The organism is Flectobacillus sp., from assembly GCF_049240685.1.
Classification (GTDB): domain Bacteria; phylum Bacteroidota; class Bacteroidia; order Cytophagales; family Spirosomataceae; genus Flectobacillus.
Genome location: NZ_JBMLSD010000460.1, coordinates 1 through 12,793, shown reverse-complemented (window position 1 = coordinate 12,793; position 12,793 = coordinate 1). Strand labels below are relative to the sequence as shown.

General features: G+C 39.0%; 6 protein-coding genes. All 6 read left to right on the top strand.

Features of this window, described 5'->3' with window-relative positions:
• The first annotated feature begins 371 nt into the window (after positions 1-371).
• The 6 genes from ACOVQ4_RS21280 to ACOVQ4_RS21255 all read left to right on the top strand — a co-directional run bounded on the left by ACOVQ4_RS21280 (position 372) and on the right by ACOVQ4_RS21255 (position 12,372).
• Complete coding sequence (locus ACOVQ4_RS21280) at positions 372-1,130, top strand: patatin-like phospholipase family protein (protein ID WP_421822610.1); 759 nt, start codon at positions 372-374, stop codon at positions 1,128-1,130.
• Positions 1,131-1,501: 371 nt separating this feature from the next.
• Positions 1,502-4,693: a SusC/RagA family TonB-linked outer membrane protein gene (locus ACOVQ4_RS21275; RefSeq protein ID WP_421822609.1), complete on the top strand. Its 3,192-nt coding sequence runs from the start codon at positions 1,502-1,504 to the stop codon at positions 4,691-4,693.
• A gap of 47 nt (positions 4,694-4,740) precedes the next feature.
• Positions 4,741-6,378: a SusD/RagB family nutrient-binding outer membrane lipoprotein gene (locus ACOVQ4_RS21270; protein ID WP_095163409.1), complete on the top strand. Its 1,638-nt coding sequence runs from the start codon at positions 4,741-4,743 to the stop codon at positions 6,376-6,378.
• A gap of 33 nt (positions 6,379-6,411) precedes the next feature.
• Complete coding sequence (locus ACOVQ4_RS21265) at positions 6,412-6,987, top strand: hypothetical protein (protein ID WP_421822608.1); 576 nt, start codon at positions 6,412-6,414, stop codon at positions 6,985-6,987.
• Positions 6,988-7,477: 490 nt separating this feature from the next.
• Complete coding sequence (locus ACOVQ4_RS21260) at positions 7,478-10,654, top strand: SusC/RagA family TonB-linked outer membrane protein (RefSeq protein ID WP_421822607.1); 3,177 nt, start codon at positions 7,478-7,480, stop codon at positions 10,652-10,654.
• Positions 10,655-10,737: 83 nt separating this feature from the next.
• Positions 10,738-12,372 (top strand): RagB/SusD family nutrient uptake outer membrane protein, encoded by a 1,635-nt coding sequence (locus tag ACOVQ4_RS21255; RefSeq protein ID WP_421822606.1) that lies wholly within the window; start codon positions 10,738-10,740, stop codon positions 12,370-12,372.
• Positions 12,373-12,793: the final 421 nt, after the last annotated feature.

The window sequence follows — 12,793 nt, the reverse complement described above, 5'->3', positions numbered from 1 at the left end:
GAAAAAGGGGATAGGGGTGAGGGGAAAGAGGGTATAGGGGTGAGGGGATAGTGAAGAAGGAGATAGATAGTATAAGGAAAGAGGGTATAGGGGTGAGGGGATAGTGAAGAAGGAGATAAGTATGGGGAAGAAGAGGGACGGGGGAATGATTTTTACAAATAACAAATAACAGATACACAAATAACAAATACACAAATAACAAATACACAAATAACAAATACACAAATAACAGATGCACAAATAACAGATACACAGATAACAGATACACAGATAACAGATACACAAATAACAAATACACAAATAACAGATACACAAATAACAAATACACAAATAACAGATACACAGATAACAGATACACAGATAAGGTCTATATGAAAAAAATTGGATTAGTTTTATCAGGCGGTGGAGCCAGAGGCATTGCACATTTGGGAGTACTCAAGGCCTTGATGGAGAAAAAAATTGCGATTGATTACCTTTCAGGTTGCAGTGCAGGCTCTATTGCTGGGGTAATGTTTGCTGCAGGCTATTCTCCCGATCATATTTTTGAGATAGTTGTTTCTTCTAATACCCTAAAAGCCTTTCGTCCTGCATTTAGTCGATTGGGTTTGTTACGTATGCAAAAAGCAGAAGAAATCTATTTGGAGTATCTCCCGCACAATACTTTCGAGAATCTTAAACTACCATTATTTGTAAACGCCACGGATATTATGCAGGGCGAAAGCGTTTTTTATTCTTCTGGCGAGCTTATAAAACCTGTGTTAGCCTCTTGTAGTATTCCTGGATTGTTTGAACCTCTCACTTTTGAGGGTCGAGTGCTAGTAGACGGAGGAGTATTAAATAATATGCCTGTCGAACCACTTTTGCCACATTGCGATATTATTATTGGAAGTCATTGTAATCCCTTCGGTAAAAATCCCAATTTAAAATCTATTCCGAGTGTGGTTCAAAAAAGTCTTTATTTGGCTATCAACAATAATTCAAAACCTCGACTGGCACAATGTGATTTATTAATAGAGCCACCCTCTTTGGTAAATTTTGAACCACAAGATATTCGAAAGGCTAAGGATATTTTTAAGGCAGGATATGAATATGCACGTAATTTTAATTTTGAAGCTGTCCTAAAAAATTAAAAATGGCATCATTAGAAAAGTACAATTTTATTATTTAATAATAATAAGTAAAATTTCCTTGGAAGGTAAATTTTTAAAAAAAAGTAAAAATGACGTTTTCTAACCAATTGCTGTGCGACAATTCAGTGTTTTGTGTAGACTAAAATACTTAATTTGTAGCTTAAAAAATGGCTATTTTGTGGCAAGTTTAGTTAGTGTTTGTGGTTTATACTTATATAAAATACTGTAAAAAGTAATATTTTCAATAAAAATGACTAAATATTCAGTATAAATTAATAAAATATTTTGTTTAAAATTTTGTAGTATTCTGGATAAATTACTAATTTGAGTTTGCAATACAAATTTTTAACCTTTACTAAATACTACAATTTATGAAGAAAAGTCTCCTTTTGACTTTTCTCGCTACCTTATTGTCCTGTGCGTTTTTACAGGCACAAGATCGTAAGGTGGTGGGGAAGGTGACGTCTGCCGAAGACGGAGCTGCTTTGCCAGGTGTATCTATTACACTTCTTGGTACTACCAAAGGTACTCAAACCGATGCCTCGGGTAGTTTTTCTCTCCCAGTTAGTGGCTCAAATGCCGTTCTACGATTCTCCTTCGTAGGTTTCGAATCCAAAGATGTTCCTGTAGGTGCTCAAACCACCATCAATGTACAGCTTAGTAGCGATACAAAGCAGTTGTCAGAGGTGGTTGTAACGGCACAGGGTATCGTTCGTGAAAAGCGTGCATTGGGTTATTCAATTACCACTTTAGACAAAAAGGTAATGGAAGACCGCCCACAAGCGGATGTTGGTAGGGTTTTACAAGGCAAAATTCCTGGGGTAAATATTACTTCTACTTCGGGGGTGTCTGGTACAGGTACCAATATTACCATTCGCGGGTATTCCTCTATTACTGGTTCTGTACAGCCTTTGTTTGTGGTGGATGGTGTTCCTTTCAACTCCAATACCAACACACGTGGAGGATTTACAGGTGGTGGACAATCTTCTTCAAGCCGTTTCTTAGATATTGACCCAAACAATGTCGAAAACGTAACTGTGCTAAAAGGTCTGGCCGCCACGGTTACTTACGGTGACCAAGGTCGTAATGGTGTTATTTTGATTACAACCAAAAATGGTACGAAGAAAGCACGCCAAACTGAATTTTCGGTAACTCAATCAGTGTTTACAAACACGGCACATTTACCTCGTTATCAGAATACTTATGTTGGTGGTTTTCAACAAAACTTGGGTTATTTCTTTAGTAACTGGGGGCCGTCATTAGCGGAGGCATACTTGTATCCTTCTCAAAATACCAACGCAGCTTTGACAACCCACCCTTATGCCTTCTTAACGAATGCTACCACGCGTGCGGCTATGGCTGATTATGTAGCTTCAGTGAGTCCGTACAAAATGGAAATTTTCCCGAATAACGTAAAAGACTTTTTCAGAACTGGGCTTATTTCAAATACCTCTTTGAATATTTCAGGTGGTGGTGAAAAAGTAAGTTATAACGTTTCGGCAGGTTATAATGCAGAGCAAGGTTTTATTCCTGAGAACGGTCTCAAAAGATTGAACATAGGATTAGGCTTGAATGCGCAATTGACCAAAAAACTTTCGGCAACTACTTCATTCAACTTTGCTAATACCGATCAGTATGCGCCACCTTTGAGTGCTGGTCAGGGTAACAATGCCAACGATTTTCCATCGGTTTTGGCAAACGTACTCTTTACGCCTCGTCAGGTAGATTTGATGGGCTGGCCTTATGAAAGCCCTGTAGATGGTAGCTCGGTATATTTTAGAAGTGGTAACGATATTCCAAATCCAAGATGGATTTTAGCAAATTACAAAACGACTGGTGTCGTAAATCGCTTTTTTTCAGCAACCACATTCAACTATGAGCTAGGTAAAGATTTAATGTTATTGTACAAAATTGGTTTGGATACTTACGACGAACAACAAGAATATATGTTGAATAAAGGCGGGGTAGCCTTGGTAAACGGCTTGTACAATACACTTAATTTTAAAAATACTATCTGGGATAACTCATTGATTGTATCTTATACAAAAAACCTTTCAGACATCCTTACTTTATCGGGTAAAGTGGGGGGAAACATGCGTAATGACCGTTTTTCTCAATACAGCATTACCTCCCAAAATCAATTAGCTCGTAATTTATTCCGTCACTCCAACTTCATCGATAACGTTGCAAGTAACTTTACTAGTGAACAAACTCGTTTGGGGGTATTCGGAGAAATTACTGCTGATTTTAAAAACTACTTATTTTTCAACGTAGCAGGGAGAAATGACTGGACTTCTACTGTGGAAAAAGAAAATCGACAAATTTTCTATCCATCAGCTAGTTTGTCTTTTGTTCCAACAACCGCTTTTGAAGGTTTGGCAAACAATACCATCAATTTCTTGAAAGTTCGTGCTGGTATTGGTACATCGGCTGGTTTTCCTAATCCTTACCAAACACGTAATATCCTAAACCAAAATGCGAGAGGTTGGTTTACAACTGGTCCTATCCAGACGCATTCAGTGGATAATACGTTAGGTAACCCGAATTTGAAACCAGAGCTTCATACCGAAACAGAATTTGGTTTGGAAGGTAAATTATTCAATAACAAATTGAGTTTTGACCTAACAGTTTACCGTCGTGATACCCGTAACTTAATTACTTCGGCTCCATTGGATGCTGCCACAGGTTATACGAGTACTACAATCAACGTTGGTAAAATCCGTAACCAAGGTATTGAGTTGAGCTTGTCGGGTACACCTTTCACAAGGGGAGACTTTAGTTGGGAAACCACCTTCAACTTTTCAAGAAATACGCCAGAAGTGTTGGATTTAGGTGGAACTATCCAAGAAGTACAGATTTCGGGTTTTGGTTCGGCATTAGGTAACTATGCCATCGTAGGAAAACCTTTCAACATTATAAAGGGTACTGGTTTCCGTAGAGACGACCAAGGTCGTTTGTTGATTGATGCCTCTGGTAACCTTCAGGCCACTACATCTCCTGTAATCTTGGGCGATCCTAACCCTGCGTTTGTCACAAGTTTAATCAATACGTTCAATTATAAGAAGTTTTCTTTGAATGTAATGGTGTCTTATCGTCATGGTGGTGCAATTTATTCTTCTACAGCTGGAGCTTTGTTGGGTAGAGGTTTGACGATTGAATCAGGTCCGGAAACAGGATATGACCGTGCTCAAACATTTATTTTCCCTGGGGTAAAAGCTGATGGTTCTCCAAATACCACCCAAATTACTGCCTCAGACGTTTACTTCAACAACGTATTCTTCTTCGGCGACGAAGGCCGTATGTACGATGGTTCTACGGTTCGTTTACAAGAAGTATCTCTTTCTTATAGTTTGCCAAAAACTTTCTTGAAACGTTTTGGTATCAAAGGAGCAAGTCTATCAGTATCTGGAAACAACCTCTGGTATAAAGCTTTGAATATTCCAAAAGGACTGAATCTTGATACAGATAACCTAGGTCTAGGAGTTGGTAATGGTCTTGGTTTTGATTTCTTGACAGGACCGAGTGCTCGTAGAATTGGTGGAACTCTCAAACTATCGTTCTAATATTCTTACACAAAACGTGTAGAATTTACTTTAAATCTGATGAGATGATGATAAAGAAAATACATTTTTTATGGCTCGCGTTGATGTCGATAGTCATAAGCTCGTGTAAGCTAGACTTATTGGACAACCCTAACGCCGTGACTACCAATAATACCGATATTAACTATTTGGCTAGTCAAATTCAAGTGAGTTATGCCACACATTTCAACCAAGTGGGTGACCCAGGTATGCGATTGACTCGTATGCTTAATGCTGGTGCTGCAATTTATGATAATGCCGTTACGCCAGGGGGATTAGATGGTACTTGGACTACCGCTTACGCAGGTATTTTGAATGATGTAAAAACCTTGATTCCTTTAGCAGAACAAGGAGAGTTTTTCATTCATGCTGGCGTTGCTCGTGTAGTACGTGCTTCGGTGTTGATGAACTTTGTGGATATTTTTGGCGACGTACCTTATACAGAAGCCTTGGATCCATCCAATTTTAACCCGAAAGTTGATGGTGGTGCTACTATTTATACAGTTGCTTTGGCAGATTTGGATAAAGCCATCGAAAATTTCAACGCCAAATCAAAATCAGGTCTTACTGTTGATTTGTATTATGGTGGAACCATTGACAACTGGATTCGTGCAGCAAATACTTTGAAGTTGAAAATCTACTTAAACAGAAAGTTGATTGATGCCGCAGGTTCAAGAACGGGAATTAATACCCTGATTGCTGGGAATAAATTGATTTCTACTACGACTCAAAACTTTACCTTTAAGTACGGAAGCAACCAAGTAAACCCTGATAACCGCCATCCAAGATATGCAGGACAATATTCTCCTACAGGTGGTGGTGACTATCAGTCAAACGCTTATATGGGTTTGATGTATGATAAAAAAGACCCTCGTATCAGAGCTTATTTCTACCGTCAGGTAACTGTAAACTCGAAGGATGTAAACGAAATACGTTGTATTACCAACCAAAAACCTAATCACTATGCAGCAACGGATTATTACTGTTTGCCAACAAACGTAGGTTATTGGGGACGTGACCATTTGAGCAACGAAGGTATTCCACCAGATGGTTTGAAAAGAACAGCTTGGGGATTATATCCTGCGGGTGGGTTGTATGACAACGATGCTGGTAGACCAGTAGCCTTGGTAGCAGGAGCGGCTGGTGCAGGAATTCAGCCTATGTTAATGTCTTCTTTTACAGATTTTATGTTAGCAGAAGCTGCCTTGACCTTGGGTACGAATGGCGAACCAAGAACTTTGTTAGAATCGGCTATTCGTAAATCAATGGCAGATGTACGCGCATTTATGTTGGCTTCAGCCGAATCAAGTAAAATTACTGCTTTCGAAACTAGCAATAATATTGTTTGGGCTGATCAGGTGAATAGCTATGTGCAAGCAGTTTTAACTGCCTACGACGCAGCTGCTTCAACTTCGGCTAAACTCAATGTGATTGCAACTGAATATTGGTTTGCATTGTATGGAAACGGTATAGAGGCCTACAATCTCTATCGTCGTACAGGTATGCCGCTTAATTTGCAACCTGCATTGGATCCAAACCCTGGTTCATTTATTCGTTCGTTCTACTATCCAACAGCTTTTGTAAGTAGAAACGTAAATGCGAAACAGAAAGCCAATATGACAACGCCTGTATTCTGGGATAACAATCCTGCAAGTTTATTCAAATAGGCGGCTTCTTTTCAAAGTTAAACAATTGATACAATGAAACATCTTAAGATATATTCAATAATGCTGGTTTTGGGGCTCTTGGTAGGAGCTTGTAAAACCGAAATGGTTGAGCCTATCGATTTGAATGCCTTAGAAACGGGTGGTTATATCAGAACGGTATCTCCCTATCCTGTTAGCGCAAGTTCTTTTACATTCAAGACTTCTGCGCTCTCAACCAGTAAAATGGAGTTTTTGGCAGAGGCGATTACACCCAACTTTGGCGCTCTTTTTTCATCTTACGATTTGGTAATTAAGTTTGTAGATGCCACTCCTGCCAATGGTACCAAAACAACCTCTCAGGTTGCTTTGAAAAGTATTCCAGCTTCTAGTTTTACAAAAGACCCGACTTCTGGATACCCTCGTGCAACTATCTCAGTTTCAGCTTCGGAGGCTTTGACTGCCACAAAACTGACTGCTAGTGATATTTCTGTCGGAGATAGCTTTGAAATTACGGGAACTATGAAGCTAACCAACGGTAAAACCTTTACCAATACCAATACCGGACCCAACATTACAGGCGGGGCTTTTTATAGTTCACCATTCTTCTACAAAGTAAACGTGATTCAATAACTGACAATTGAATAGTTTCTTAAAACCGAGCTTTTTTTAGGCTCGGTTTTTTGTTTTTTCAGGGATTCAAACCCTCGTTTGAATCCTTGAATAATACCTTAGAAATGTTCAATTTTTAGAAAATGTATATTTAATTGAGCATGATATAGATACAAAGAACCACTAAATAGGTCTACACATTAGAAAAAAATTAAGATTTGATTAGAATTTTTTTCAGACGGTAAATAGACTACTTAAATGGTATATTTATTAGTAGTTTTTACTTATAAAAAATGGCAAAATCAAAGATTTTTAGGTCAAAATTAGGTACTAACGCATTATTTTAGATTAGAATTAATTTGGTTTTTTAGAGAAAATTGAAGGAAAAAAAGAGGTGTTTTTCGAAAAATGCAAAATATCATTTTGAAACTCTATTGTGTGTTTCTTGATAATTTTATAATTTGGCATAAATAACCTTAACAAATTTTTTCAACCTTAACTAAATTAGTTCATGAGAAAAAGTCTATTAATGACTTTCTTGTTGACTATGCTTTCTTGTGTATTTATTTTGGCACAAGACCGCAAAGTAACAGGAAAGGTGACATCTGCTGAAGACGGGTCTAGTCTTCCTGGAGTAACTGTTCAACTCAAAGGAACAGCAAAAGGTACTCAAACTGACGCTAATGGTGTTTATTCAATTTTAGCTCCTGCCAATAGTACACTTTCTTTCTCTTTCGTGGGTATGGCAAGCCAAGACGTAGCGATTGGTAATCGTTCGATTGTTGACGTAAAATTGGCTGTTGATGCAAAACAACTTTCAGAGGTTGTTGTAACGGGTACAGGTGCTGCTGTAGATAAACGCAAATTGGCGATTGATGTACAGTCGGTAAGTGCAAAAAATTTACCTTCTGTACCGTCTGCGTCTATCGACCAAGCTTTGGTGGGTAAAATTGCTGGTGCGCAAATCACTTCTGGTAACGGTATGCCTGGTCAGCCAGTAAATATCTTGTTGCGTGGTATCAACACCATCAACCGTGGTACTTCTCCAATGATTTTGTTGGATGGTATCCAATTAGGTACTACTGACTTGAACTCAATCGATTTGAATACCATCGATCGCGTTGAGGTTGTTCAAGGTGCTGCGGCTGCTACCATCTACGGTGCTCAAGGGGCAAATGGTGTTATTCAGTTATTTACCAAAAAAGGTAAAAATGGTCAATTGACTATTGATGTTTCTTCTAGCGTAATTCGTTCTGAATATTTGAACATTGGTGGTTTGAAAAAAGCCAATATGCATGGTTTTGTAACCAACGCTAATAATGAGGTAGTTGGTGGCTCAGGAAAGCCTTTAACTTTAGATCCTACGTATGGTTCGTATTCTGAAAACGTAATTTGGAACTCGACTGACCCAACCGTTCAAATCAATAAGCCTTACGACAAAAACTTGCAGTATTACGATCACTTCTCGATGTTCTTCCAGCCTTCTACTAACCACCAACATTCGGTGGCAATCGCAGGTGGTACAGCAAAAAGTGATTTCAGTATGTCATTGTCGCACGCTCAACAAGAAACCAACTTCAAAAACTTGGGCGGTATAGGAAGAACAAACTTTACCTCAAATATTGGTGCAGAATTGGCTAAAGGCTTGAAATTGCGTTCAATCACTCAGTTGATTTACACTAAAAATACCATCAATGATGCAACTGGTAGAAGTATCATTTATTCAGTATTCAACTCTCGTCCTTTTGCTAACTACGATTTCAAAGATACAGATGGGAACTATCCTGTGTACTTTGGTGATGCAGTAGGGGTAAACGGTGCAAACCCTAACTTTGTAAACCAATATACTTCTTCTTTGATTAATAAGGTTGATGTAGTTCAAAACTTGTCTTTGAACTATCAGTTTCCAAAATTTGTAGAATTGGATGCTAAATATGGTATCAACTACCAACATCAAGAAAATATTTATACTTACTTGAACCAAACTGGTAACAAAAATGCCGTAGATCAACAGTACTTCTACAGCAACTATGGTACAGATGGCTCAGGTGAGTTAGATAACTATACTTACAATACCACTTTCCAAAACTTCTTGGCATCAGCGTATTTCAAAACTGATTTCCAAAAAGATTTCGGTTTGAGTTTACCAATCCGTACTTCAACGCAAGTATCATTCGACTGGAGAGATCGTTATTACAAAGAATACATTACTTACGGTTTAGGTTTGCCAACTTATACGCCATTCAACGCCTCTCAGACGCCTACAAACCGTATTGCTAGTGATTACAAAATCCCATTCGTTACGTATGGTTATTTAGTAAACCAACGTGTTGATTACGGTGAAGTAGCAGGTATCTCTGGTGGTTTCCGTACTGACTACTCTTCTGCGTTTGGTGCTGCTTCGACGCCATTTACTTTCCCACGTGGTGATGGTTATGTTCGTCTTTCTGCTTTTGATTTCTGGAAAGATTCAAAAATTGCGAGTACTGTGGAAGAATTCAAACTTCGTGCAGCTTATGGTGAGGCTGGTATCCAACCAAACCAATTTGACCGTTATGTAACATTGAACACTAAAACCATTGGTACAAGTAACTCATTCTACTTCCCATTGTCACAGTCGAACCCAGGTTTGAACGTAGAGGTTTCAAAAGAACTTGAAATTGGTACAGATATTGGCTTATCATTAGCTAAAGGTACTCCTTGGTTCAATGACCTGTCTATCAACGCTAGTTACTGGAAAAGAAGTACCGACAATGCGATTTATAACATTGATGCTGCTCCATCAACAGGGGTTGGTACTTTGAAAGATAACGCATTCTCATTGGCTTCAAGAGGTTTCCAATTCTCATTGAACGCTTCAATATTCAAAAACAGCGATTTCTCTTGGAACTTTACTACTAACTTTGGTAAGCAAACTTCTGAAATTACTGCTGTACGTGGTGGTGCTGAAGTCGTTATCACTTCGGCTGCAGGTTCTACGGGTTATGTATTAAGAGCAGGTGAAAAAATCGGTCAGTTGTATGGATTCTATGCGATTCATAGCCTAGACGAAAAATTACCAGATGGAACTTTCGCCATTGCTGAAGCAAACCGTGGTAATTATGAAGTGGCAAGTAATGGTTGGGTTGTAAACAAAACCACAAAAGCTCCCTATTTCTCTACAAAACAATTCGCATTCGGCGACCCTAACCCTAAATTCAACATGTCATTCATCAATGACTTTAGCTGGAAAGGTATCGTTAATTTCAACTTCCAAGTTGACTGGGTATATGGTTCACACTTATACAACCAAACGAAAGAATGGATGTACCGTGATGGTATTCATGCTGATTACCAAGTGCCAATTACCATCAATGGACAAACGGGAGCTTGGTCTGCATTCTATCGTGGTGTTTATGCTGAGGTTTCTCGTAATGGTACGAAAAACTATTTCTACGAAGATGCTTCATTTGCTCGTTTGCGTAACCTTTCTGTTGCTGTCGACTTAGTAAAAGCATTCGGTATCAAAGGTTTTAGAAAACTACAGTTGGTAATGACTGGTCGTAACTTGGCTACTATCACCAAATACACAGGTATGGACCCAGAGATTTCTTCGGGTGCAAACGCTTCTGCTTGGGATAGAGGTACTGACCACAACACGATGCCTAACCTTCGTTCTTACCAATTAGGTTTGAATATTGGTTTCTAGTCAGCCAAATTTTCTCCAATAGAAGACTCTATTTTTAGGTCTTTATTTTCAGAAATAAGTATTCAGTTTAAACGACACAAGGAATGAAAAAGATAAAAATTACTGCACTCTCGGTGCTACTCATGGGTAGCATGATGATGTCGTGCAAAGATCAACTCGATATTCAAAACCCTAACCAACCAACACCTGCCAGTGCTGCTACCGAATCAGGGGTTGTAGGCTTGGCTCAGGGTGCAATCTATATTAATGGTTTCACCTCATCTGGTAATAAATATTACGATGGTGTTGTTGGGGCATTCTACAATGGTGTGATTGGGTTTCATGAAATGATGGGTGATGTAGTAGCCGCTGAGGCTGCCAACACCTACATGAACAACTTATCAGCGCCAAACTCGGTAACTTTGGATGATGGTACTGTTGTACCAAACCCTAACTCTCCTAGTCAGCAGATTACTTTGTTGCGTAACGTAAACGTAAATGCTCAACAAGGTGGTAACCCGGGGTTTCATGAGTGGGCTTTGATGTATGGCTTGAATAATGCAGCAAACTCTGTTTTGGAGGTTGTTGAAAAGACTACTTTTTCGGGAGATGCTACAACCAAAAAGAATACCATCAAAGCATGGGCCTATTTTTGGAAAGGATTTGCTTACTCTCGTATTGGTTCAATTTATTATGCTGGTTTGATTAATGATGCTTCGAGCTCAACAAATGGCAACTACGTAACTAAAGAAAAAATCATAGAGGAGTCAAATGCCAACTATGACAAAGCAGCAGCTTTATTAGGCGCAATCACGAATACAGCTGATTATACAACTATCATGACTGCTTTGATTCCAAGTTACTTCCAAACTGGTAAAGGTGCTGTTCCGACCACAGGACAATGGGTGAAAAACTTGAATACATTGAAAGCTCGTAATATCATCGTAAACACACCTGTGGCTTCGATGACTGCTGCTCAATGGAATCAAATTTTAACCTTGACGAACGCTGGTGTAGGTGCTTCAGATCCAGTATTTGCTGGTAATACTAACACGGCTGGTGATATTTTCTCTCCATTGAACTATTCGGTGGCGGCTCGTAGTGTAGGTGCTAACGCTTCGGGTGGTACTTACAAAATCTCAGAACGTTTGATTCAGGATTTCAATACTGGCGATAAGCGTTTGGCTAACAACTTCAACCAATTTGCTGTTTGGGTTGGTAACTCTGACCGTGGTAATGCATTCAATACTCGTTGGGGTATCAAAGACGGCGGTAATGGTTTAGCTGGTGTGATGGTTTATACAAACCGTACTGCTGGTATGGCTGAGTTGTATATGGTTGGTAGCTACGAAGAAAACGAATTGATGAAAGCTGAAGCTAAATTGTACACTGGCGATATCGCTGGTGCAGCAACTAGCATCAATAATGTTCGTAATTACCAAGGTGCTGGTTTAGCAGCGCTTGCTTCAACTGACTTGGCTACGGTTAAAGAAGAACTTCGTAAAGAAAGACGTGTTGCCTTGGCTTTCCGTGGTTTGTCATTCTATGACGCTCGTCGTTGGGGTGTATTGGATAGCGGTCGCAAAAATGCGGTGGTTATTTCTAAAGATGGTAAAACCATCAATACCAAAGCCTCTATTACTTACGGATACTTAGATTACTGGGATGTACCAGACAACGAGTTGGCTTACAACCCTGCTGCTGCGGGTAGTGCTGCAGTTAAAAACCCTAAGCAATAAAGTTGAGTGCTGAGTTGTGAATATTTAGACTCATCGAACCAATAAATTCATTCATTGCTTTCATTCAAACGCCCCTTTGCTACGGCTAAGGGGCGTTTTTGTTTGTTCTGCCATGTGAGAATCTAAGTTATTTTTCGCTTTTTGTCATATTAATCATACTGAAAGAACCACATTATAATGGACAAGGATTCCAATCATAGGTATTCATGCAAATTGAGATTTTTGAGCTTTCGAAAGTCATTTATGTGGGTGGTAAAATGTTTCATTAGGAAATACATTTCACCACTTATCTAAATTTTTCAAACACAACCACCTCCAACTATTCAATCAAAATCTGATAGCCTAGAGCGAAATGCTCATTGTCATTTCTCAAAACAATCTTTCCTACAAAAAGTCCTAATTCCCCAATTTTCTTCTGCAA

Coding starts and splice junctions, on each gene's coding strand:
- ACOVQ4_RS21270 (WP_095163409.1), top strand. CDS start 4,741: ATGATAAAGAAAATACATTTTTTATGGCTCGCGTTGATGTCGATAGTC.
- ACOVQ4_RS21275 (WP_421822609.1), top strand. CDS start 1,502: ATGAAGAAAAGTCTCCTTTTGACTTTTCTCGCTACCTTATTGTCCTGT.
- ACOVQ4_RS21280 (WP_421822610.1), top strand. CDS start 372: ATGAAAAAAATTGGATTAGTTTTATCAGGCGGTGGAGCCAGAGGCATT.
- ACOVQ4_RS21255 (WP_421822606.1), top strand. CDS start 10,738: ATGAAAAAGATAAAAATTACTGCACTCTCGGTGCTACTCATGGGTAGC.
- ACOVQ4_RS21260 (WP_421822607.1), top strand. CDS start 7,478: ATGAGAAAAAGTCTATTAATGACTTTCTTGTTGACTATGCTTTCTTGT.
- ACOVQ4_RS21265 (WP_421822608.1), top strand. CDS start 6,412: ATGAAACATCTTAAGATATATTCAATAATGCTGGTTTTGGGGCTCTTG.